Annotated in this window: 23 protein-coding genes and 1 tRNA gene; 15 read left to right on the top strand and 9 right to left on the bottom strand. The window is 42.1% G+C overall.

Translation table 11 applies throughout. The features are described 5' to 3' along the window. Nucleotides 1–137 precede the first annotated feature (137 nt). The gene (locus D328_RS0104285; RefSeq protein WP_018883724.1) at nt 138–1,118 is read right to left on the bottom strand and encodes a YndJ family transporter; all 981 of its coding nucleotides are present in this window, start codon (nt 1,116–1,118) and stop codon (nt 138–140) included. Between the two features lie 247 nt (nt 1,119–1,365). Here D328_RS0104285 and D328_RS0104290 point away from each other — a divergent pair, with 247 nt between their 5' ends. The 8 genes from D328_RS0104290 to D328_RS31865 all read left to right on the top strand — a co-directional run bounded on the left by D328_RS0104290 (nt 1,366) and on the right by D328_RS31865 (nt 10,197). Beyond that, complete coding sequence (locus D328_RS0104290; protein WP_018883725.1) at nt 1,366–2,031, top strand: DNA alkylation repair protein; 666 nt, start codon at nt 1,366–1,368, stop codon at nt 2,029–2,031. Between the two features lie 65 nt (nt 2,032–2,096). Then, nucleotides 2,097–3,653, top strand: coding sequence for an SAM-dependent methyltransferase (locus D328_RS0104295; protein ID WP_018883726.1), 1,557 nt, complete (start codon nt 2,097–2,099; stop codon nt 3,651–3,653). Between the two features lie 2 nt (nt 3,654–3,655). Then, entirely contained in the window at nt 3,656–4,576 is a 921-nt protein-coding gene (locus D328_RS0104300) for a helix-turn-helix transcriptional regulator (RefSeq protein ID WP_018883727.1), read from the top strand. 165 nt (nt 4,577–4,741) lie between these two features. Then, nucleotides 4,742–5,407 carry a type 1 glutamine amidotransferase family protein gene (locus tag D328_RS0104305; RefSeq protein ID WP_018883728.1) on the top strand — a complete coding sequence of 222 codons (666 nt, stop codon included), beginning with the start codon at nt 4,742–4,744 and terminating at the stop codon, nt 5,405–5,407. A 102-nt stretch (nt 5,408–5,509) separates the two neighbouring features. Next, nucleotides 5,510–5,872: a nucleotide excision repair endonuclease gene (locus D328_RS0104310; RefSeq protein ID WP_018883729.1), complete on the top strand. Its 363-nt coding sequence runs from the start codon at nt 5,510–5,512 to the stop codon at nt 5,870–5,872. A gap of 579 nt (nt 5,873–6,451) precedes the next feature. Then, a complete protein-coding gene (locus tag D328_RS0104315) occupies nt 6,452–8,191 on the top strand; it encodes an ABC-F family ATP-binding cassette domain-containing protein (RefSeq protein WP_018883730.1) in 1,740 nt (579 codons plus the stop codon). A 154-nt stretch (nt 8,192–8,345) separates the two neighbouring features. Continuing rightward, a complete protein-coding gene (locus D328_RS0104320; RefSeq protein WP_018883731.1) occupies nt 8,346–9,431 on the top strand; it encodes a 5-methyltetrahydropteroyltriglutamate--homocysteine S-methyltransferase in 1,086 nt (361 codons plus the stop codon). A 514-nt stretch (nt 9,432–9,945) separates the two neighbouring features. Next, nucleotides 9,946–10,197, top strand: coding sequence for an IS3 family transposase (locus D328_RS31865; protein WP_081625219.1), 252 nt, complete (start codon nt 9,946–9,948; stop codon nt 10,195–10,197). A gap of 59 nt (nt 10,198–10,256) precedes the next feature. Here the strand turns inward: D328_RS31865 and infC are convergent, their stop codons facing one another. After that, nucleotides 10,257–10,778, bottom strand: a complete 522-nt coding sequence (gene infC, locus D328_RS0104330; RefSeq protein WP_018883733.1) for a translation initiation factor IF-3 — start codon at nt 10,776–10,778, stop codon at nt 10,257–10,259. A 287-nt stretch (nt 10,779–11,065) separates the two neighbouring features. Between infC and D328_RS0104335 the strand changes: the two genes are divergently transcribed. Then, on the top strand, nt 11,066–12,514 hold the full coding sequence (locus D328_RS0104335; RefSeq protein WP_018883734.1) for a DEAD/DEAH box helicase: 1,449 nt from the start codon (nt 11,066–11,068) through the stop codon (nt 12,512–12,514). A gap of 121 nt (nt 12,515–12,635) precedes the next feature. On the opposite strand, the gene D328_RS0104340 is transcribed toward D328_RS0104335, so the two are convergent. From D328_RS0104340 to D328_RS0104365, 6 genes are all read right to left on the bottom strand, one after another. Then, nucleotides 12,636–12,712 (bottom strand) — tRNA-Met (locus D328_RS0104340). Nucleotides 12,713–12,823: 111 nt separating this feature from the next. Next, nucleotides 12,824–13,303: a pyridoxamine 5'-phosphate oxidase family protein gene (locus D328_RS0104345; RefSeq protein WP_018883735.1), complete on the bottom strand. Its 480-nt coding sequence runs from the start codon at nt 13,301–13,303 to the stop codon at nt 12,824–12,826. 311 nt (nt 13,304–13,614) lie between these two features. After that, entirely contained in the window at nt 13,615–14,514 is a 900-nt protein-coding gene (locus tag D328_RS0104350; protein WP_018883736.1) for a DMT family transporter, read from the bottom strand. 44 nt (nt 14,515–14,558) lie between these two features. Then, entirely contained in the window at nt 14,559–14,939 is a 381-nt protein-coding gene (locus D328_RS0104355; RefSeq protein WP_018883737.1) for a RidA family protein, read from the bottom strand. Nucleotides 14,940–14,969: 30 nt separating this feature from the next. Beyond that, nucleotides 14,970–15,968, bottom strand: coding sequence for an alpha/beta hydrolase (locus tag D328_RS0104360; protein WP_018883738.1), 999 nt, complete (start codon nt 15,966–15,968; stop codon nt 14,970–14,972). Nucleotides 15,969–16,007: 39 nt separating this feature from the next. Beyond that, nucleotides 16,008–16,904, bottom strand: coding sequence for an MBL fold metallo-hydrolase (locus tag D328_RS0104365; RefSeq protein ID WP_018883739.1), 897 nt, complete (start codon nt 16,902–16,904; stop codon nt 16,008–16,010). A gap of 336 nt (nt 16,905–17,240) precedes the next feature. On the opposite strand from D328_RS0104365, the gene D328_RS0104370 reads away from it, so the two are divergent. Beyond that, nucleotides 17,241–17,786, top strand: a complete 546-nt coding sequence (locus D328_RS0104370; RefSeq protein WP_018883740.1) for a helix-turn-helix domain-containing protein — start codon at nt 17,241–17,243, stop codon at nt 17,784–17,786. Nucleotides 17,787–18,067: 281 nt separating this feature from the next. Here D328_RS0104370 and D328_RS0104375 read toward each other — a convergent pair whose 3' ends face one another. Further along, the gene (locus D328_RS0104375; protein WP_018883741.1) at nt 18,068–19,702 is read right to left on the bottom strand and encodes a DUF2075 domain-containing protein; all 1,635 of its coding nucleotides are present in this window, start codon (nt 19,700–19,702) and stop codon (nt 18,068–18,070) included. Nucleotides 19,703–19,867: 165 nt separating this feature from the next. Between D328_RS0104375 and D328_RS0104380 the strand changes: the two genes are divergently transcribed. From D328_RS0104380 to D328_RS0104400, 5 genes are all read left to right on the top strand, one after another. Continuing rightward, complete coding sequence (locus D328_RS0104380) at nt 19,868–20,200, top strand: nucleotide pyrophosphohydrolase (RefSeq protein ID WP_018883742.1); 333 nt, start codon at nt 19,868–19,870, stop codon at nt 20,198–20,200. A gap of 31 nt (nt 20,201–20,231) precedes the next feature. Next, nucleotides 20,232–21,152, top strand: coding sequence for a hypothetical protein (locus D328_RS0104385; RefSeq protein ID WP_018883743.1), 921 nt, complete (start codon nt 20,232–20,234; stop codon nt 21,150–21,152). 69 nt (nt 21,153–21,221) lie between these two features. Beyond that, nucleotides 21,222–21,458, top strand: coding sequence for a DUF6953 family protein (locus D328_RS0104390; RefSeq protein ID WP_018883744.1), 237 nt, complete (start codon nt 21,222–21,224; stop codon nt 21,456–21,458). A 244-nt stretch (nt 21,459–21,702) separates the two neighbouring features. Then, nucleotides 21,703–22,104, top strand: coding sequence for an Rrf2 family transcriptional regulator (locus D328_RS0104395; RefSeq protein WP_018883745.1), 402 nt, complete (start codon nt 21,703–21,705; stop codon nt 22,102–22,104). A 73-nt stretch (nt 22,105–22,177) separates the two neighbouring features. Continuing rightward, nucleotides 22,178–22,648, top strand: coding sequence for a DinB family protein (locus D328_RS0104400; RefSeq protein ID WP_018883746.1), 471 nt, complete (start codon nt 22,178–22,180; stop codon nt 22,646–22,648). The last annotated feature ends 28 nt before the right edge of the window (nt 22,649–22,676 follow it).

Consider the following 22,676-nt stretch of genomic DNA (forward strand, 5'->3'; position numbering starts at 1 on the left):
TGATACATCTGCAAAATAAAGTGAACTGCCCAGTCAAGTAAACAGTGCAAAAAATAAAGATCGTTAAGCGGCCTTCATCCCATCGAATTCAGGACGAAGGCCGTTTAGTTTTGTATGTAATCAATCACACAAGTGGATCACGCATCTGTTCTCGTAGACAAGTTTTTTTTCTTAATAGAGTCTACCATGTGCACCCAACCAATCAGTCCACATAAGACAAAACCAAATGAATGCAGAGATCCGTAAATGGGAATGAAATCGAGTATGGTTAAGGAAAACATGCTTCTCAGTAAAGGATATAGAATTGAAAGGACGATAACCGTGTAAAAGGCTAAGCAGGAAAGACCTAAAAAGAAGGTTGCCTGATTGCGTAAAGAGTGTCTCCTCAAGTAAGTTAGGAGATAAGTGGTGTAAACTACAATATTACAGGCGAACAAAGTGACACCAATGTACTCTATTGGCTTGGAGAAAATCATACCAAAAGCAATCAATATGGGTCCGATGATATCAATGGCAACGACCCAGGGGTACCAGCTTTTCTTCGACATGATCCGTCCTAGTGCGCCAATAAAAATCGGAACGATAGCCGATGAAAAATGAAAGTGGACGGAGCTTAACGCGTGCGTTGCAGGATTAGCTTGGAAGAGGTTCAATTGATATTGATATAAGGTAAACCAAATGCCCCCGATAAAAAAATAAACGAGTCCCGCGCCAATCGCTATTTCCGCTGATTTTCCCTTGTGAATTACAATATTTATAAATCCATAAATACCAAGTAGTAGTGTGAACAGTAGCCACCCAAGGGAGAGAATCCCCGGTATTGCCGTACTTTCTAATCCCCACATCTTACTGCTCATCACGGAAGTTAGGGCAAGAAGCGCTGCGGGAAATTGAAGCCATGTAATAGAGGCATAAAGCATTCGTTGATGTTTATTCTTTTCGTCAGAGTTCAAAAGTAAGATTACAAGCGGTACAATGACGAAAGCCGCAAACAGTAGAAATTTGTCAACAAGTTCGAATTGGAAGTAATCCAAATAAAATATAAGAATAGTAATGATTCCACCGGGGATCGCTGGTACTAATAATGACTTCATCAGTTGCTTCAGAGAACGATTCATGGCGCCCCTTTCTACCTATTTTTGGCGTATAATCTGCCTACATCTGGTTATGTAGCATTCTTTAGTATAGAGTAGGTAATTCTCGTTTTAGTTTAACATGGTGAACCGTACATAAGTAGGGGGAAATGAAGCACTCCGATATGGTACATTTGTATGCGTTAAGACTTATAACGAAATTAAGTTATTGATATATCGCACCAAGGACATATTATGACACAGTGCTTTAATAAAGGAGTTGTGGTGTCCAATGAATAAGAATGAAAGCTCAGAAATGAAACGTTCTTCAAAGGCAGAAAACATCCTAGCACAGATCAATAGTACAACTAAGTTAGGGGACTTACGAAAAATCGCGAAGGACATTAAAAAAGATCACGAATTAGCTATGGAACTTTGGTCAACCGAAGAGTTTTTGCCCAGACTATTGGCCATCTTGATTATGGACAAAAAGCTTCTTTCAGAAGATGTGCTAAATAGGCTTGATCAGGATATGCAGGTTCACACATTTACTGAACGAAATAACTTAATGGATTGGTTAATGGCTAATCAGCTCACCAAAGACAAGAAGACAATTGCAATGATGGAGTCATGGGACAATAGCCCTTCTGCTCTTCAAAGGCGAACTTTCTGGTATTATCAAGCGCGATTGAGATGGACTGGACAAACACCGCCTGACAACACCGAAGGCTTACTAGCAGCAATTGAAGCTAATATTATGCAGGAAGAACCGGAGGTTCAATGGGCGATGAATTTCATTGCAGGGTGGATCGGTGTTTATGATCAAAAGTATCGAGCACGATGTATTGAACTTGGTGAGAAAACGGGTCTTTATAAAGATGAAATGGTCTCAAAGGGCTGTACTCCCAATTATTTGCCGGAATTCATTGCAATTGAAGTTAACAAACGAAATTCGTAAGAAAGATCTTTAATGAAATAAGATAATAGGTATCTCAAAACTTTCAGAGGGCAGGATAAGTCGTAATGACCAATAAAAACAAACAACGTTACCGCTTTAGTGAAGCACCTATATGGAATATTCAGCGGAAGTACTATGAAGATAAAGGAACAAAAGCTTGGAACAATGACCAAGTTCCTCAATATATAACGAGTAATCCGATGATCGCTGCTTCCTATGCCGAAATGATATTCGGGTTTCTTCAAGATCGGGCGAATAAGGGATATAGTTCGGAACCTGTTGTGATTGTGGAGCTTGGAGCAGGAGCGGGGCGTCTTGCATTCCATGTGTTAAGTGAGCTGTGTCAGCTAAGAGATTATGCTGGGATTACATTACCTTCGTTCCGTTATATTATGACGGATTTGGCGATAAACAATGTTCTAGCCTGGAGGGAGCATCCTGCTTTTCAATCTTTTATTAAAGAAGGATTACTTGATTTTGCGCAATTCGATGCTGTTCATGATACGGTTCTGAACCTTGTTGTATCGGGCACAACGATTAGGGAGGCAGATGTAAAGCAGCCCTTAATCATTATTGCCAACTACTTTTTTGATAGCATTCCTCAAGAGTTGATTTATGTAGGAGATGGTCGAATTTATGAAGCTGATGTTTTTGTTGAGTATCCTGAGCAGCAGGCTTCACTTAAACCATCTGATTTATTAAACCAAATATCTTTGCGTTATGAGCATAGGCGGGCGCCCGAGTATGAGCAAGAAACCTTTCCATATCGTGATGTCATAGCAGTCTATCAGGAACAACTGGAGGATTCTCATATTTTATTTCCTGTCGCTGGACTCATTTGTTTGGAACGTTTGAATCGGTTATCTCAAGCAGGATTCCTATTATTAACGGCAGACAAGGGGGATCACCTGCTTGATAACTGGAAATTTGCAGAACCGCCAGAGTTGATCCTGCACGGAAGTTTTTCTTTAACGGCCAACTACCATGCGATTCAGCATGTTTTTGAACAAAGGGGGGCCATGGCGTTATTTCCTCCCCATCACTATAAAAATTTAAATGTGGGCTGTATTCTCAATGTGGATACACCGCTGGACTATTTCAATACAAGATTAGCTTATCGTCGAAGTATTATACGCTTTGGCCCAGATGAGTTTTTCAGTTTGAAAATGGGGATAGATCGCAATCTAGATAACATGGGACTACAACAAATTTTAAGTTTTTGGCGTTTGGGTGGATATGATGTTGAATTTTTCATTCAAAGTACGAAGCGAATCTCGAGTCTGTTGCAGGATGCAGACGATGGAGAAAAGCAGGATATTTTGAGCGGTATACAGCTTATGTGGTCCTCGCACTACGTAATGGAGCAGCGCTATGATTTGGCACTGGATGCAGGATTACTACTGTTTGAGTCGGACATGTACGAGGAGGCCAAACGGTTTTTGGAAATCTCAATAGATCAAGAACAAGGTGAGATCGTATCGACCGTATTTTATTGTCTGGCTATTTGTTGTTTCGAGTTAGAGTTAGACGAAGATGCTCTGGGATACTTGCGGAAATTAATAGAGCTTGAGCCGGATCATGAAGAGGCATTGGCATTGTTAAGCAATTTTGAGTTGAATTAGTTATGCGAGTCGATCGATTACTCTCCATGCTGCTGATCATCTCCGGTAAAGGTACGGTAACAGGCAAGGAGCTTGCCGAGCATTTCGAGGTATCACTACGGACGATCTACCGGGATATCGAAAAAATAGGCGAAGCCGGTATACCGATTGCATCGTCCAGCGGCAAGGGCGGAGGGTACTATATTATGGACAGCTATAATATAAGCAGCCTCTTTTTAAATCAGGATGAAGCTCATACGTTTGTAGCTATAATGAAGAATTTACACGGCTTGTTTGGCAGAAATGCAGCTTTTAATGACATCATGTTAAAGGTTGAACATACCTATAAGCGGGAGTCGAATAAGGATAAACTGACTCTGGATATGTCCCATTTCAGCATGGAGCAGGAAATTAAAGAGTATATCGGGATCATAAGCAAGGCCATCACCGATAACAGGCTGTTGGTGTTCGACTATATCAATAGGGATATGGAATACCTAGAGCGAACGGTAGAGCCAAGCTGGATTGACTTTCGCCACGGCGATTGGTATGTGATAGGCTTCTGCCGGGTCAGAAAGGACTACCGCAGATTCAAGCTCGTGAGGATCAAGCGATTGGAGCAAGGGCCGGGTTTTGCAAAAAGAGAGCTGTCGAAAGAGCGAATAGCCGAGGTCATTGAGCACAGCTATTCGCAGCGGGAAATACAGGTTGTGTTGAGATTCACCTCGCGAATTGGCGCGCAGCTTACCGAGTATTTTCAGAAAGAGAAGATTAGCCGAGGTGAAGATGGCTTCTATCTCGTTTCGGATACTTTTCCTAATGAGGAGGGCCTGCTGAAATTCATTCTAAGCTTCGGCAAGGAGTGCGAGCTGCTAGAGCCTCGTGAATTACGGGCGCATCTGCGGCAATACATGCGAAATATGCTTCTATCCTACAATGACTGACACTCTGGTGTCAGTCATTGTGTTCTATAGTAGGGATATCGCCTGGAGGAATACATAATGCTCGCTATAACTAGGCTAGTAGTAAAACGACAAAATGAGTAAACGGGAAAAGTTAGGCCAATTAATCCGCTTTAAAGAGGCTAATTAAGAGGGAGGTCATTAAGTTTGAGTACTCACTACTATTTCAGTTGGTTTAATGATTTTTTTCCAGAGAAGCTGGTTAAATGGTTGCATGAGGATATACAAGACAGAAAATCGCTTGTTATGATTAGCGCTAACCCGTCTGATCATACGGATGAGCAAATTAATTTTGATGAAATTCCTGAGTGGACATGGTTAAATCAGGCTAACCTTATTTTTAATGAATATCATTTCATTGATTACCGCATGCAGAAAGAAGAAGCCCAGCGATTCATTCAGAACGCTTCTGTCATTTTTTTATGCGGCGGTTATCCTGTTTTGCAGAAGGATTTTCTGGAGGACTATGAATTATCAGATGTTATTAAGAACAGCAATGGCGTTATAATGGGTGCTAGCGCCGGGGCTTTAAACATGTCTGCAAAATGGTTAAGCTTGAATAACACTGGCTATGAAGTGGAGACAAGTACTATTTATGATGGTATTGGCTTTGATCATTTTGCCTATGAATCTCATTCTAAACGCGACTACGCCACGTTTGTTCAAGGCTACCTGTTCCCCTTGTCTGAAGTAATGGATGTTTATGCGGCAGAACAGGAGAGCGCTATGCGTGTAAAGGACGGCAAAATAGAAATAATGGGTCCTGTATATTTAATTTCCCGCTCAAAGATTCAGAAATTGGTTGAGACGTGAAATTTTTACGGGGATAAGAAGTTGGATATAATGATATGATGTAGTAAGCTCAGAGTACAAGCACAGTATACAATCTAATACAGGCAAAGGAAGTAAACTATTATGATCAATATTATCATTCCCACCCCTAATGTCACCATTACCAAGAAGGTTGATCCTCAAGAAAGTAACATTTACGGCTTCACCGAATTTCACCTGATCACTAGAGAATTAGGTGGGATTTTTATGTTCTACAACGATAAAGACGAATTGTTGTTCGTCGGAAAAGCTAGAAAGCTAAGACCGAGAATAAAAAAACATTTTGAGGATTCCGTATCTCCGATCAGAATGCATAGGGACGAAGTAACGAAAATCGAAGTATGTATTGTTGAAGATCCTGTCCACAGAGAAATTTATGAAACGTATATCATTAATGAAGGCAAGGCGAAGTATAACGAAGACAAAGTATTTTTCAAGCAGGCCTAAATGAACGAATATATACGCAATTGTCGACCTCCCATCTTTTCGATGGGAGGTTCCGACTTTTAGCCGGAATAATGCTTAACCGGATTCTGATCGTCTTTTTTCATTCAGTGAAAACATGCCTCTTCAGCCACTGCGGAGAACCGTATCACAAGTAAGGAAAAATTTTCTTGTGAATTTCATCCCCAAAAGTACAATTATATCTTTTTTGCCCAAATAGTAGCTAGCGACTCTCTTTCAAACTACTGAAAGAAACTGCTGGATTATAATGCAAGTCAAAATCCAAATAAAGATGTCCACCGGTGCGAAGGGACTTAGCAGCATTTACTACATCAAAACCGAGACCCCAATCAGAAGTCGCTGCTTCAGCCTGATAACAGTGTATATTTGGTAAACCTGCCATTCGGAGATAACAGCGTAGGAGCATATGCTCATCGGCCTGATAAAGTGATATGTAAAGGCTGTAAACCAATTGAACTTGGTGATAAACAGTGTTACTCTGAGACACGGTAAACTCAAAATTTATGTTCCGCCATACCGCCAATAATAGCCACCATTTTAGTTATAAAGAAAGGTAACACTATGATAAAAGTTGATAACCTATCCTTCTCGTTTCCGCAAAAGGAACTATATAGAGACATTTCATTTACGCTTGAAGAGGGACAGCATTGTGCTTTTATAGGAACAAGCGGCAGTGGGAAAAGTACACTGATCGATATCCTGATCGATCCGGAAAGATATTTGTTCGATGGCAAATTAGAGATAGACCCCAATTGCAGAATCGGGTATGTCAGTCAGTTCTCACAAGTAGACAACGCGAAGGAAACAACCGTTTTTGAATATATAGGAGAAGAGTTTATTAGGATACAAGATGAAATAACATCGATTTGTACGGAAATGGAAACATCAACGGATATGGACTCGCTTCTGGAAAAGTATCAATTAGCTTTAGACGCATTCGAATCCATGGGTGGTGATGATTTTGAAAGCAACATGAATAAGAAGCTAAATCTAGCTAACCTCATGAAGCTAAAAGATCTCAGGGTATCCGATCTGAGTGGTGGAGAATTCAAGCTTATTCAAGTGATGAAGGAGATGCTGAGTAGTCCAGACTTAATGATTATGGACGAACCAGATGTATTTTTAGACTTTGATAACCTGAATGCGCTGAAAAAACTCATTAACTCCCACAAAGGAATGCTGCTGGTTGTTACGCACAACCGATATCTATTGAATCATTGCTTCAACAAAATTATACACCTGGAAAACATGGAGCTCCAAGAGTTTGATGGGCGATATATAGAGTATAACTTCTCTTTACTTCAGACTAAAATTGAGTCGCAGGAGCTTGCAGTCGCTGAACAGGAAGAGATTGAGCGAAACGATACGATCATTGATAATCTTAGAGCAATCGCAACTTATAATTCAGAAGCATCCAGAGGTAGAGCGTTAAAGGCCAGAGTCAAGTTTCAAGAAAGATTGGAAGCGCGTAGAATTAAAGCGCCGTTTGTTGATATTAAGCAGCCGAATATTCATTTTGGTATAGATCATGAAATGGAAGACACCGTGGTTGTACGTGTCAATAATTATAGTGCTGCCTTTGATGAGTTGCTTCTACACCATGTTAGCTTTGAAATAAAATCTACAGATAAAGTAGCCATTATCGGTGCAAACGGTACTGGCAAAACGACGTTACTCCGAGAAATCTTCAAAAATAATCATGATTCCATTGAAATACATGCTGATGCGAAAGTGGTTTATTTATCTCAACACCAAGGCGAAACGCTTAAGGATTCGAACACCATACTGGATGAATTCATTGATGCTGGATTTACAACTTATGATGAGATTAGATCGTATCTTTCAAGCTACGGCTTTGAAGGAGAAATCCTAAATCAGAAGATCGAATCTTTATCCGGTGGAGAAAAAAACATGCTTCAATTGGCTAAAGTGTCTGCCAGTCAAGCAAACGTACTTCTTCTCGATGAACCAACAAGCCATTTAGACATCTATTCACAGCTCGCACTGGAGAAAGCTATTGAAGACTACAAAGGTGCGATTCTGATGATTTCTCACGATTTCTATTCTGTTGTAAACGGTATGGACTATGTGTTAATCATTGACGACAAGACGATTAGAAAAATGAGTATGCGGAAATTTAGACAGATGATTTATACTAGTCATTTTAATAAAGACTATTTAGCAACGGAACAGCAGAAAAAGTCGATTGAAATGAAAATAGAATTGGCTTTAAAAGATACTGATTTTGAACTTGCAAAAGTACTGGTTGATGAGCTGGAAGAGCTGATTAAGCTGCTTTAAATGACAAAGCACTGATTGAAATGATTACTTTTTTGTTTTTAAGGTTTTTTAGCTATTGTTAAAAGCTATGACAAGTGATGCTTTTTTCATATAACACACATTCATTTGGATCATGCTATACTCAGTAGACTAAAAATTAGAAGGAGAAACATCTATGATACCATTTAGTAATGATCATGTAGGTAGTTTTCTACGTCCTGCAAACTTAAGTCAGGCACGTGAACAATATAAATCAGGCAACATCACATATGAAGAATTAAGAGCTGTGGAAGATAAAGAGATTATTCGAATTATTGAAAAGCAAAAGGAAAATGGCGTATTCGCAGTTACTGATGGTGAATTCCGCAGAAGCTGGTGGCATTTTGATTTTCTGGGCGGCTTGGATGGCGTAGAGTTGTATGAGGAAATAGACGGACCGAAATTCCATAATATGAAAACTCGCAAGGGTGGAATTCGTGTTGTTGGTAAAGTTGATTTCTCGAGTCATCCCTTTGTTGAGCATTTTGAGTTTTTGAAAAAGCATGCAGGTGACGCAGTGGCGAAACAGACAATTCCAAGTCCCAATATGCTTCTTTATCGATTGGAAAATGACGCCAATATTTATAAGGACCGAGAGCAATTCCTTCAAGATACGATTGCGGCGTATCAAAAAGCAATTCAAGCCTTCTATGATGCGGGATGTCGATACTTGCAATTAGATGATACAGCTTGGGCAGACCTATTCTCAGAAGCTGGTCACGATAAGCTACGTGCTAAAGGTTTGGAACCGGCGGAAGAGTTGAAAACGATGCAGCGGATGATTAATGAATCCTTGTCTCGTAAACCGGCAGATTTAGTTGTGACTATGCATATTTGTCGTGGTAACTATAAATCCAACTACTTCTCAACCGGTGGTTATGATTACGCTTCTGAAGTCATATTTGGAGGCTTAAACGTAGATGGATTATTTTTAGAATTTGATGATGAGCGCTCAGGTGGTTTCGAGCCATTAAAATATGTGAATCGAAAAGATTTGAAAATCGTGCTTGGTTTACTCACATCAAAATCAGGCGAGTTAGAGGATAAAGAACAAATTAAAGCTCGGATTGCAGAGGCGGCAACCTATGTACCACTTGAGCAACTTTGTTTGAGCCCACAATGTGGCTTTTCGTCTACAGAAGAAGGCAATATTTTAACGGAAGCACAACAATGGCGTAAACTTCGTTTTGTTAAGGAAATTGCAGAAGAAGTTTGGAATTAATAAATCTAAATAACGTAGGGATTAAAAATGGCGATTCAAGCAGACAAAGAGACAATTATAGTTGAAGCCTTCATTAATGGTCAAAATGTAAAATCCCTTTCACAGTTAGCAAGAGAGAATCCGACAAACCCAACTGAAATCGTAGGCTATTTCTCTGTCACTACGAAAGAACATCCGTGCTACGCAAAATGCCTTGCTTAGTTTTGATGATTCTCAGTTACATACCTCCTGAAAAAGAAAATGACCCCTCGAATTGATATGATCCCCCCATAGTGGACAGAAAAAAGCAAGCACCTTACTCTGTCTATTATGGGGGGATTTCTTATTGGGAAATTTAGAAAAACATATGATATAGCGATCAAGAAGAAAGCTGTAGATTTTTACTTAAAAGACGGGATGGGTAGACCACAAACGAGGCCCGAAGATCCAGAGGCCAAAATCAAACGGCTTGAAGCAGAAAATGAATTGCTAAAAAAGCTCTTAAAGATGTGAAAGGTGGAATGGGTTCGGTACCTTGCAATCTTATGAACAGAGACTTCCAGGCTACAAGACCAAATTTAGCTATTTCAAAGCGGGGTGTTTTAATTGCTACACGTTTCGAACAGGTGAGGAAGTGAAACATGCTGTTCAACGTTACATCCATTTCTATAACCACCAACGTTTTCAACAAAAACTAGACAACCTAAGCCCGTATGAATATCGGACTCAGGTTGCTTTAAGTTGTTTTTTAAATATTGTCTACTTGACAGGGGTCAGTTCAGAATAGAATCTCAGAGTCTTTTTACTACATTGATTTCTCAATAGCAGTAGAGAGAGCCCTACCATTCAGCGCGGTCTGAGCTTCACCTGAGAGCCTTTTCCACTAGTCTGAATGCCCGTTTCCTTAGTTCCGACTTCCTTAAGTTCACTCAATAGAAGCTCCAACACTTTCTTGGCTGCTGCTGCCTCCTTCGCACCTGATGCCCTAACTACAAGCTGCACTGGCTTGCCGGAGCGCAGATGCTTATCCGCTTGCCGCAGCTTCGTATCGTAATCATGCTGTTCGATGTGAGCGGTGAAGCGCAATTCCTTGACTTTCTCTTGTCTACCGTTACTGCCAGCTTGCTGACTTTTACCTGCTTTGCGTGCAGTCGCTGACTCTTTCTGTGCCGTTGCTTTAGCTTTGCCTTTAGCCATCAGGCTGCAGGGCGGGGGACTGCTCATCAGTGAGGTGCAGACCAGATCGACTTTTTTGGACTTGGCCAAAGCCAGCGCTTCCTCTCTGGTGACAATGCCGATTGCCTCACCATTCAGTCCGGTAAGCAAGACCTCGGACGCTCTAATTTGTTCGTTAATTAAGACTGCCACTGTAACTCAACCTCCTGCCAGATCAGATGAACACAATAATGACAACGCCATCCTGAAGTTCAGCCTGTATAAATCCTCATATGGTTAATCATATACGGAAGCTGCTGGGGGTTCAAATGATGCCGAAGCATGTGATTGACCTGTTCTCTCTAAAATAATGTCCCGTGTTTGCGGCCAATAGAACTTCCTGCATGCAAGAATAGACAGGTATGTTCGGAATAGATAAAATGTATCCTAGACACGAGAGCGTAGACATTCGTTGTTACTTAAATAAAAGGGGTTTACTTATGAGCGAGCAAGGCTTTAAGGATTATAGATTAGGCGAGGACATTACCCGGTCTTTAGACAGCCTGGGGTACCTTCTTCCCACGGAAGTTCAACGCAAGGTGATCCCCTTCGCGCTTGAGAGAAAGGATATGACCGTCAAGTCTCACACGGGAAGCGGGAAGACCGCGGCTTATGGCATTCCGATCTGCGAGCTGTTGGCATGGGAAGAGAATCGGCCTCAAGCTCTGATCTTGACGCCAACCCGTGAGCTTGCTGATCAGGTTACGCAGGACATCATGAATATCGGCAGATATAAACGAATCAAGGCGACTGCTGTGTATGGGAAGCAGCCTTTCGCTAAGCAGAAGGTGCAGCTGCAGCAGAGAAATCACGTTATTGTGGGCACGCCAGGGCGGTTAATCGATCATATCGAGAAGCAGACCATTGACTTGGAGCAGATCAAGTTTCTAGTGATCGATGAAGCGGATGAGATGCTGAACATGGGATTCATCGAGCATGTGGAGAAGATTATCCGTGAACTGCCCCTGAAGCGGATGACCATGCTGTTCTCGGCGACGTTGCCGAGTGACGTGGAGCGTTTATGCCATAAGTACATGAATCATCCATTGGACATCGAGGTGAAGACCGAGGCAAGAACGACAAGCCAAATCGAGCATTCGATGTATTCGGTCAGGGACGAGAACAAGCTTAAGTTGCTCCGGGATGTCACCATCGTTGAGAATCCGGAAAGCTGCATTATCTTTTGCCGTACACAGATCAGGGTTGAAGTCGTGTATAAAGAATTACTTAAGCACGGCTACCCCTGCGGCAGAATTCATGGGGGAATGGAGCAGGACGATCGCACGGCGATGATGAACGCGTTCAAACAAGGCAATTTTCGCTATCTGATCGCGACAGATGTTGCCGCGAGAGGGATCGACATTGAGAGCATCAGCCATGTCATCAACTACGATTTTCCGCAAGAGAACGAGAGCTATGTCCATCGAACTGGGCGAACGGGAAGAGCTGGACAATCGGGGACAGCGATCTCCTTTGCCACACCAACTGAAGAGAAATTCGTGGCCAACGTCGAGCGATATATAGGGTTCGAGATTCCGAAGAGAAGCGGCCCTACTAAAGAAGCGATCGCACGTAACAGTCCTGCGTTTGAAGCGAAGCTGAAGAACCGTCGAGCAGTCAAGAAGGACCAGAGCTCCCGTGCGAAGCAGGAGGTTCTGAAGCTATATTTTAACGGGGGGAAGAAAAAGAAGATCAGAGCAGTAGACTTCGTCGGTACGATTGCCAAGATTGATGGGGTATCTGCGGATGATATCGGGATTATCACGATAGAGGATAACGCTTCCTACGTAGATATTCTCAATGGCAAAGGACACCTCGTTCTGGGTAAGATGAAGGACACAACAGTCAAGGGTAAGCTGCTGAAAGTACATGAGGCGAACCGGAAATAAAAAGGACCGTATCCATGAATGTATAGGGAATGTATAAATTAACCCAAAAATGCCTCTTATCCACGTTCCTTCCGTGGGTCAGAGGCATTCTTATATAAGTGTTAAGCTAATATTAGAGGTTTGGTTGCGGGGGCAGGATTTGAACCTGCGGCCTTCGGGTTATGAGCCCGACGAGCTACCGGGCTGCTCCACCCCGCGATAGTATAACGAATCAATTGGATCATAATTCGTTCATCAGGTGTTTTATATTACAGCAGTTCGAGCCCCAATGCAAATTCTTGAGTTTAACTGGAGTCACACTGCCGGAAATTATATGTTAGTAGTGACAGTCTTATTGACAAAATCAATCTCATTTCTGATCCCTTTGTGGGCATCATTCCACAGGCCCTTTGTCAGGCGAATGCGCAGCAGGCAGGTGTTAGGATCTTCGTCATTATTGGCTTCGTTATACCACGCGGCGAATATTGTGCGCAGCTTTGTCATCATCTCCGAGTTTTTCTCGTCACACACCCAGCCCAGGTTTTCACCGATGCCATCGGCTGTAAAGTTTTCGACGATGATACAGACAGCGACTTCGGGGTTTTGGGCGATTTGCTGCATCTTGCCTGAGGTTGCGTAGGTGACGGTGTAGAACGCGCCGTCCTCATAATAGGCATCCACAATGCGGGCTGCGGGCCGGCATTTGCCATCGGCCCCCGGTTCCAGTGCGATGGTGGACAGAGAGATCAGACCATCCTTGTTACCCGCTTGTTCTTCCAGCAGTTTCATGGCCTCGTCGTACTTGCTCATTATATTACCTCCTAAAGTGTAATAAGGCATACATTATTGAGCTTACCATTGTAAAATCTTAGTGCATGTGAAGAATAATACGATAAAACATTAAATCGCAATCATAACTCTGTTCGACTTAGGTATGGTTCAACGGATATTGCCCTAGATTGTACACTTAGCAATAATATAAGGCACTCGAGCAGGAGTCCTTCGATTTCGTTCTATAATCATTGCCATTAAAAAACCAAAGGAGCGCGATAAAAAGCGCTCCCTTTGGTTTGTCGTAAATCCTAAATTTTCTTCTTTAGTCGCGATTACCACGTAGGCCATTATCTCTCCACAGGGGAGAATTGGTGTGTTTTCCTTGTTCGCTGTCCCTGCACGGTGGCTAAAACTACGCCGCAAATGATGAGAACAGAGCCTGCCACTTGCGTTAAGGAAATCGGGGTGCCAAGCGTGATATAACCTAGAACCATTGCAACAAACGGCTGTAAATTCAGAAACAGCGATGCTTTAGCCGCCCCTACCTTGCGGATCTGCGCATTCCAGATGACCGCGCATAAGCCCTGAATAAGCAGCGCCGATCCGATTAGGAGAACCCACCACCAGAAACCAGGCTGGGCCTGTACGTGAGGCTCGCTCCAGACCGCCATCGGGTATACCAAAACGCAGCCCAAGCCCGTTGTATACACCGTTGCGACCAACGCATCCATACGTTCCGTCAGCTTTCTCATGAGGATCATAGATGCCGAGAATGCCAGCATGCATATAAACATAATCCAGATGCCTTCGTTAATGGCTATGCCCTTGCTTCCGCCAGGTCCAACCACGAAGAAGACACCGGCGAGGGCGACAATCGAACCTGCCGCCATGCGTTTCGTTAACGGCTCTTTCAAAAATAAGCGAGCAAATAGCGCTGTAAAAATCGGAGCTAACGACAAGATGAGCGAAGCCGTTGTTGCATCCGTTGTCCGAAGCCCCATAAAGAAAGAAACTTGATGCAGCAGCATCCCGATCAGAACAAATGGCACCAGATACACGGAGTCACGGAGCGTAATCTTCGTTAAGCGACGGGTTGTAACCAAATAAATAAGCAGGAACACAGACGACACTATAAGCCGGTATGCAGACAGATGTAAGGCGGGAAATGCCTGCAGTAGCAGCGAACCTAAGACGAAATTGCTCCCGTAAAGGGTTGCGCACAACAAGAGAAGCCAATACGTTCGCAATCAGATGCGCCTTCTTTCATAGAAATACGAATAGTGGAGCAGATTTAAATGCGCTTGATTGCGATAAGCTCTATTTCAATCTTGGCGTCTCGTGGAAGTCTAGACACTTCCACAGTTGTTCTGGCAGGGTAATGATCGCTGAAATATTGGCTGTACACCTCGTTCATCTGTTGAAATTGCTCTAAATCGGTCATGAAAACGGTGGTTTTTATAACGTCTTCTAAAGACAATCCTGCTTCAGCTAAGACGGCTTGCAGGTTGTTTAAGATTTGCTGGGTCTGGTCAACGATGCCTTCTTTCAGATTTCCTTCGGCATCAATCGGAAGCATGCCTGACGTATAGACGGCATTTTCTAAAGCGATGGCTTGCGAATAGGGACCGATAGCTGACGGTGCCTTTGTGGTGGTTATGGCAATATGGCTCATTGTTTTACATTCCTCTCTTGCAGCGACATCTTATTTGGCAGGTGCGTACACTTCATCCAAGAAACCGCGGATGGCTTGAAAAGCCAGAAGTCTGTTTTTCTCCAGTAAAACCATGTGCGTCCCTTCCCCGATTTCGACCCAGCGGCGATAGGCAGCTCCCGTCAGGGAAGTGAAGAAATTTTGGGCTAATTCAAGGGGCACATCAATATCCCACTCGGCATGCACAAGAAGGACGGGAACGGTGATCTCTTGAGGATCGTAGAAAGCTTTGCCAGCCGTCCAGTATTCGCGGATATCGAGGATCGGACCATTGGTGGCCCGAATATGCTCAGGATGCTCGGTTAGGCTTCCTGGATCGGAAGCCAGCGTGGCTTTGACCCATTGTTCGAACCAGCCCTCCGGAATCAAATCACCACGTTTATGCTCTGGCGCTGCACTTAGCCAGCGTTCCTTCGTGCTGACAGCAGCCACAAGGCGATACGAACCAAGCGGACCCCCGGTATCGATCGGAATCGGTTTGGAGCTCAGCCATTGCGGAGCCACAAGCGTAAGCTTGGTTACCTTATCGTTGTTTTGACTGGTGTAAGCTCCCGCAACCGTTCCACCCCAAGACATGCCCAGGACATTCACCTTCGTTAAATTCCGGTGCTTCAGAACATAGTCCACAGCTGTGCCCAAATCCCGGACTCCTGTTTCCGTACGGACAAGCGGTGGATTCAGGTCAGCAGGCTGCTCCATCTCAGGTGGTCTTGTCGAGCCGCCGTAGCCGCGGACGTCCACAGCGTACACGTCATATCCATGGCTGGCGAGATAGTCCAGAAAAGTGAAGCCATCCAGTTCCACATCGTACAGACTGCCAATGGGATAAGTAGCGCCATGAACCATTACGATTGTTTTTTCATTAGAGAAGGTGTTCATGGAAGCTGGTCGTTTATTTCGTACATAAAGTTCGATGCCAGTTGTATCACTTGGGATACGAAGGTCTTCCGTCACGATATGTACATCAGGAAGAAAACTAGGGGTTGTCATAAACTCAGCGCCTTTCGATTGTGTTGGTGTCAGGTCGTATTAAATAAAGTCCCACTTGTATCCGTCCCCGCTTCGAGTCACGTATCCCGCCGCGCTTTCTGGAAAATGCGTGCTAAAATAAATGACTGGACGATCTGCGATGTCCTCCAGTACCTGTCGTCGTGAGGCTCGGGCTTGATCGGCAAATTCGCAGTACATGGAGTTCCATTCAGGGTTAAACACCTGGAACGGATGGTGCATCACATCGGCGCCAAATAAAGCTTCTTCTCCGCCAGTGTTAAGACGGATGGACATTTGGCCGATACTATGGCCGGGCGTCGGAATGAATGTGAACATATCAAGAAATTCCCCGCCCTCAGGGTTAATTGTCTGCGTTAAGCCGGCTTCAACAACAGGCAATACGCTTTCTTCGTAAACGTTAAAGTTGGCTTCGTTTGCTTTGTTGTGGCTGGCCTTACTTGAGTAATATTGTTGCTCCGCAAGGGGAAATACGTATTTTGCATGTGGGAACGTCGGTACCCATTTTCCATCAATGAGCTTCGTGTTCCAACCGACATGGTCGACATGCAGATGCGTCAGCAGGACGTAATCGACTTCCTCTGGTGTTACTCCGGCCTCTTTCAACCGCTCCAGATAAGGGAGCTGGAGATTGGCGAGGTCCGGATTTAAAGGCAAGCTTTTATTATTTCCTGTAGCCGTATCGATAAGGATTGTATGCTTCGGGGTCTTCACCACCCAGGTTCCAATGCTAACGATAAGCTGAGAACTGCCATCGATCAGGCCATCCGGAAGAGAGTTCCGATTCTCCTCCAGGAACCTGGGGTCCCATGATCCCGCAAAATACACCTCTGGTGGAATACCGTCAAGTATCATTTCCGTAACACGCGTAACGGTAACATCACCTACTTGATAGACCTTGGGAATGTTCGTAGTCATTCTTTATGCCCCTTTCGTCCTTCTGACATATTTCTATGAATCTAAATAACAAGGAACAGCTTTTCGTTGCCATCATGTAATTAGTGCTTCGTAATGCTTAGAAAATTTCGCTGAAAATGAAAAAAATTCTGTTGAGATGAACGATGTCAGATACCCGGGTAAAATTCGTTCGTTAACCTTGATTAAATAGTAGTCCAATAATAGCGCCAAATCAACGTTTTTACACCGTAATCCCGCTCTGGTGAAGGGGCTTGATATTGCTCGGATTTACGCCTATTATAAAATTATAAATTTCGCTGATAACGTAAAAATATCGGAAATTCAGGAGGCTTGCATATGAATTCGATCGGCGAAGCCATTCGAAGTACGCGGAAAAAACAGAATTTAACGCTTAAGAAGGTAGCTGAAGCAGCCTCTGTATCCTTATCTTTTCTCAGTGAAATTGAGCGCGATAAGGCGAATCCGTCGATCAGTGTTCTGAAGCGCATAGCGAATGCATTAAACGTGAATTTTTCCGATTTATTCGGTGAGGAGAAGCGAAGCCTTGTCGTTAGGAAAAATGAACGCAAGCCATTAGTGCATTCCGAGGGGTCTCGTATTACCTGGTACGCACTCAGTCAAGGAAGCAGCAACCGAATGGGGCCGATATGGGGAGTGCTGGAAGAAGGAGCTGCTTATGGCGATATCGGCGTTGGCCATAGCGATGGCGAGGAATTCCTATTTGTTCATTCCGGGCGATTGGAGTTTGTGCTCGGCAATGAACGTTATACGCTCGAAGAAGGGGACAGTATCTATTATGATGCCAGAATCCCCCATAGTTATAAGAATATCTGGGAAGGTGAAACGCTGCTCATAGCAGTTGCTACGCCGCCTACTTTTTGATTAAGTCGGCATTGCTCCAACTGTGTGTCCTGGTTAGTTTATTTTTCATAAGATGGCATTAGGCCAGAATACTCACTCATGTGAAATCTGTACATAGTTTGCATAAGTAACTTGTCTAGTTGGGATCTTGGTAGGAAAGGTGATACGGCAATAATTGAAGGCATTTTCGCCAATAGTTCCGTTAAGCTGAGCGTATGAGCACTATATTCTATGGGGTGTTTTCAATGTTATTAAGCGGTGGTCTCATATAAGACCACCGCTTAAGTCTCTTGCATCGTTGTTTATCTTTTAACTAAAGACAATAGCTTCTTTCTAAGTTTAGGATCTGTAGCATAGATATAGAGTCCGCGAATACCACGTTTCATCAACACATTAATTGAATTTAAAATAATATCTTGCTTAATTTGTTGTATTTCCTTCTCTGAAAAATCACTCCGTGAGTTAAAGGCACCGACATCCTTATACTTTGTGACATCAATAAGGAGTTGGTCTGTCTGTTCATCATAACTGACCGAAGGGCCTAGTATAACACCAACATAATTTAAATCAAAGCCTTGAACGGTGTAGATAGAGCCTATTTCATGAATAGTATTCTCTTTCTCTGCCCAGATAGTATTGCTATCCGTAATATTCCAAGGCATCTTCAGTCCGTCTGCCTCAACATAATATAACTGTCCATCCTTTTTGTGTTCATAATCAAAGGTAGCAACCATTCTGGACAAGCCCACTTTTTTGTTTCTATCCTCAATTGCTTTCTTCATTGCAAGTGCATTGCTGAAAATCTGCAAGTCATATGTATTTTGACTCACGTGTGGCACATTGATTAGCTTCTTCGATACAAAACTATCAATCCAGTCAATAAATTCAGGAGCGGCATACATTCGTAATTGATCTTTTAAGTAATAGGTTTCAGTAATATACTGTTTAGTTACTTTTTTTAACAAATCGTCGTCCCAGTAGCTTTTAATTCTTAGAACCTGTTTTGGATCAAAAATTAGAATTGTTATTTTGCTTTTCTTAATGATCTCCTCAAGGTGATTTTTTCCATTGAAGCTGTTATATCGATCTTCCTTTGTTAAAAGCAAATGTGCTTCGTCTACTAATACAATATCAGCAGATGTTATTTTTTTATTATTAATGAACGTTGTGGGCTTCATAACTTTGTTCTTTTTAATATTGGGAAGGCTTTTAGTTAGACTGTGGTAAGTTTTTAACATCTCTCCGTGGTTTACCAGCAAATAATTCATTTTTTTCTTCAGAGTAGAGCCATTTTCATGGGAAAGGTCCTGAATGGTATTGAACAGAGAACTTATTAGTACGCTTTTTCCTGTTCCCGCATCACCTTCAATAATTAGTATTTTCGACTCCGTCTTATAATCATTTTCCTTGCAGTATTTAAGGATTTGATTCTTAACCTCTACTTGTTGAGGGGTTAATTCTTTATAAGGCGAGAGTTTGTAGGTATCTTTATTTCTCAAGGTTTCAAGAGGTTCTTGTATAAGCTGCTCATCTTTAAGTGTTTTCCATATTTCTGTAAATATCTCTTCGTTGTAGTATTGCTTTTGATAGTAATTGTGCATCTCGCTTTTTTTGGTTTGGCTGACATTCTGAAGTCTATACCGATTTTCTGCGATCAGATAGTTAATCAAATTAGTTTCAATATTATAGGTCGCAGATTGGTGAAATCTCTTGTGTCCGATAAGTATGATTTGCTGAAGTTTTTTATTGCGTCTTTTATCGTTCAAATGCTCTCTCAAGCGTCGCTTGAATTGAACCGTTTCGCCAACATAAGCCTGGAGAGAATCTTGATTATAAAAAATGTAGACAACAGGGTGCCTCGTTAGGAATTCTTCCTTTATTTGTTGCAAGTCCTGTGAAGAAAAGTTGATCTTTTCAATAATAAGTTCGCTTGTCATGTTAGTCACCTATAGATCATGGAATTGGTAAACACTACTATAGTATACTACATTTAATTTCCCCTAGGATGTGCGATTCTTATTTAATTTGACGGTCAAAATTCTCGATAATATCCTTACAAGGAAGTTTATTTCAGGAATAATTGAATAGAGGGTGGGTACCAGATGAATGAAGAACTTATAAAACTAATCATATGTTTTCGAGAGCAGCGGGATTGGGAGCAATTCCATAACCCTAAGGACTTGGCTATCTCATTGACTCTTGAGGCGAGCGAATTATTGGAGAATTTCCAGTGGAAAACATCGGAGGAGGCATTGGAGACTAAAAAGGGGAGAATTGCTGACGAACTTGCTGATGTATTGATTTATGCGGTTTATATGGCGAAATCATTAAATCTTGATCTGGATGAGATTATTCGTGCGAAAATAAGAAAAAATGAGGTTAAGTACCCGGTTGAGAAAGCGTTTGGAAAGAAGGATAAATACACGCATTTGTAGCATAACGAAGTTTCATGAAAAGAGTGATTCTATGAATGATATTTGGGCAGAATCAATTATAAGAGCAACGGCTACTGTTGTTGCCGGCATTGTAGTCGGAGCACTAGTGAAATTAAGGGTTCATGCTTCTAAGGAAGAAGAACTGTTCACAAATGGACCTATCAACATTTTAAGAAAAATATTATTTGCGCTAGCACTTTTGGCAATTTTCTTTGCCTATATTTTGCTTGTTACGAGTATTCCAGTTAATAAGATACCTATAATATATATAACAATTTCAAATTTATTTTTTAATTGGTACACATTCAGCATAGTTCTTATTTTGAGTATTTTGCTACTCGTTGTAAGAACCGTATTCATTAAATTTGTTAGAAAAGCGTATTTGAAATATAGTAAACTGCGAAGACTAATGCTAAACACTTTTTCGTTGGTTCCGATCTTGTTGTTTTTAATCTATTCACTGTATGCAGGTTTTCTGATTAATGGTTTGATCTTAGAATCTGAGAACATTAAGGCTTCTAAAATAGATAATACGTTTTTAGCTTTCCTTAAATTTAGTTTAATCGAGGAGTCAATACAGAGATATTTAATTGTCATTATAGGCATATATACAGTTATTATTTTTTTGCTTTTCCGATTTATGCTTTTTACAATTAGAGAAAAGGTTACTGCCAATATCAAACTAAAAGATGGTACGGAGTTATTTGATAAATTCATTCTCAATTACAATCTTGATAATTCGATTCTTATTAGTAATAGTGAGAAGCGTGATGGAGAAGGCAAGATTTTAATTCCCAAGGCGAACATTGCTTATATTAATTTTCAGAGTATAATATATATTTTCAATCAACAGAACCCGGGATCAGGGATTGTCGACCCTAGATATTATGATAAATCTGAAGAGACTAAGCTAAAGGAAGAATTTATAAGCAAAATATCAAAGTCATTATGATATGAATGGATACTCCAAAATCTGTAATAAGAGAATGGAGCAATCCATGAGAAGGAAGGAGCAAGATCCATGGAAATAACCGCACAAGAGGTGGCGGAATGGATGGTCAAGGAAATCAGGTTCACGGGTACGCTGTATCAGACCGCTGCGATTGAATATGTGAAGACCAACTTCGGTGAGCAATTCGTATTCGTGAATGAAAATGGAAATGCATCGCTGTCCAAAGAGGTGAAGAAGGCTTTCCGCAAGCTCCACGGCGGCAGAGTTGCCTGGGACCGCGACAGCTTCATGTGGGCTTGGACCTAAGATGCTTATTACGGTGTAATACCGTGTATAACGCGGCATTCAAATCAACTACTCCACAGAGGGTGCCTCAAAGTCCTAAGCGACGGTGAGACATCCTTTTCTCATTCTCGGGTTAAGGGATCAGACTTTGGGCCAATATAGAGTAAGTAATTGAAGGTTTATTTCTTTTAACACATTGTAGTTGACGAAAAGGGGTATACTAGCTATTATAGATATGCAGAATCTGTAATAGAGGTGATTATAGATGAAATACTCCAAGGCCACCGATTATGCTCTCCATACCATGCTCTTTCTTGCTGTAGCGACTCCACAAAAAGCTATTGGTGTACAGCAGCTAGCAGAGCGACAAAGTGTGTCTCCAACGTATTTATCCAAAATACTGACCAAGTTGGTGAAGGCGGGCATGATTGAATCGACAACGGGGGTACACGGCGGATATCGACTTAAACGAGATTGGGAGAACATTTCGTTTCTTGATATTATACAAGCCATTGAAGGCTCGGCTTCCTTATTCGATTGCAGCTTTGAACATGGAGCAGGCTGTCCGATTCAAAAAGTGGTGCTATCAGCAGAAGAGAAGATGGAAGAGCATTTAAGAAATCAGAAGATGTCAGATCTTGCCCGCGGTATGAATATCGAGATATAGAACATATATTTTTTTAGGATAATTAAGGACAATATATATCTTTAAAGGATTTAATAATAAGGGGGTCGAGAAAATGAATGCATACAAAAGCCAGTATGAGCTGATCCAGCGCACAAGGGAATCATTGTTCCGGTATTGTGAGACGTTATCTCCCGCTGATTATGTTACAGAAGTTGAAGCCCTGGGTGGAGCTTCAATTCGTAATCTGCATGCTCATGTAGCCGATTGTTATCGAATATGGTTAGGGAATCGCGCACTTGGTAAGGCACTTCCCAAAGTGAAACCAGAGTCCATTGGCAATGTTGAGGACATGCGCGAGGTATTTAAAACTATCGACGCCCTTATGTATGAATTTCTAAATGAGTATATAGACAAATGGGAGCCTTCCAATCAAGCATCTGGACAGAATGACAGCGTAGAGGCCAGCGAATTATGGCTATTTACGCACACCATCACGCACGAATTTCATCATAGAGGGCAAATTGTAAAAATGGGCAGAATGCTCCGATATCCCCCGCCGAAAATGAATCTCGCTAAGGTCTAGAATAAATGCAGTATATTAAGGCCCTTCT

Source organism: Paenibacillus massiliensis 2301065 = DSM 16942, from assembly GCF_000377505.1.
Classification (GTDB): domain Bacteria; phylum Bacillota; class Bacilli; order Paenibacillales; family Paenibacillaceae; genus Paenibacillus; species Paenibacillus massiliensis.

What these genes read in the sequence shown, in the direction of transcription:
- D328_RS0104285 (WP_018883724.1), bottom strand. Translation starts at nt 1,118, where the DNA reads ATGAATCGTTCTCTGAAGCAACTGATGAAGTCATTATTAGTACCAGCG.
- D328_RS0104290 (WP_018883725.1), top strand. Translation starts at nt 1,366, where the DNA reads ATGAATAAGAATGAAAGCTCAGAAATGAAACGTTCTTCAAAGGCAGAA.
- D328_RS0104295 (WP_018883726.1), top strand. Translation starts at nt 2,097, where the DNA reads ATGACCAATAAAAACAAACAACGTTACCGCTTTAGTGAAGCACCTATA.
- D328_RS0104300 (WP_018883727.1), top strand. Translation starts at nt 3,656, where the DNA reads ATGCGAGTCGATCGATTACTCTCCATGCTGCTGATCATCTCCGGTAAA.
- D328_RS0104310 (WP_018883729.1), top strand. Translation starts at nt 5,510, where the DNA reads ATGATCAATATTATCATTCCCACCCCTAATGTCACCATTACCAAGAAG.
- D328_RS0104315 (WP_018883730.1), top strand. Translation starts at nt 6,452, where the DNA reads ATGATAAAAGTTGATAACCTATCCTTCTCGTTTCCGCAAAAGGAACTA.
- D328_RS0104320 (WP_018883731.1), top strand. Translation starts at nt 8,346, where the DNA reads ATGATACCATTTAGTAATGATCATGTAGGTAGTTTTCTACGTCCTGCA.
- D328_RS0104335 (WP_018883734.1), top strand. Translation starts at nt 11,066, where the DNA reads ATGAGCGAGCAAGGCTTTAAGGATTATAGATTAGGCGAGGACATTACC.
- D328_RS0104345 (WP_018883735.1), bottom strand. Translation starts at nt 13,303, where the DNA reads ATGAGCAAGTACGACGAGGCCATGAAACTGCTGGAAGAACAAGCGGGT.
- D328_RS0104355 (WP_018883737.1), bottom strand. Translation starts at nt 14,939, where the DNA reads ATGAGCCATATTGCCATAACCACCACAAAGGCACCGTCAGCTATCGGT.
- D328_RS0104360 (WP_018883738.1), bottom strand. Translation starts at nt 15,968, where the DNA reads ATGACAACCCCTAGTTTTCTTCCTGATGTACATATCGTGACGGAAGAC.
- D328_RS0104365 (WP_018883739.1), bottom strand. Translation starts at nt 16,904, where the DNA reads ATGACTACGAACATTCCCAAGGTCTATCAAGTAGGTGATGTTACCGTT.
- D328_RS0104370 (WP_018883740.1), top strand. Translation starts at nt 17,241, where the DNA reads ATGAATTCGATCGGCGAAGCCATTCGAAGTACGCGGAAAAAACAGAAT.
- D328_RS0104375 (WP_018883741.1), bottom strand. Translation starts at nt 19,702, where the DNA reads ATGACAAGCGAACTTATTATTGAAAAGATCAACTTTTCTTCACAGGAC.
- D328_RS0104380 (WP_018883742.1), top strand. Translation starts at nt 19,868, where the DNA reads ATGAATGAAGAACTTATAAAACTAATCATATGTTTTCGAGAGCAGCGG.
- D328_RS0104385 (WP_018883743.1), top strand. Translation starts at nt 20,232, where the DNA reads ATGAATGATATTTGGGCAGAATCAATTATAAGAGCAACGGCTACTGTT.
- D328_RS0104390 (WP_018883744.1), top strand. Translation starts at nt 21,222, where the DNA reads ATGGAAATAACCGCACAAGAGGTGGCGGAATGGATGGTCAAGGAAATC.
- D328_RS0104395 (WP_018883745.1), top strand. Translation starts at nt 21,703, where the DNA reads ATGAAATACTCCAAGGCCACCGATTATGCTCTCCATACCATGCTCTTT.
- D328_RS0104400 (WP_018883746.1), top strand. Translation starts at nt 22,178, where the DNA reads ATGAATGCATACAAAAGCCAGTATGAGCTGATCCAGCGCACAAGGGAA.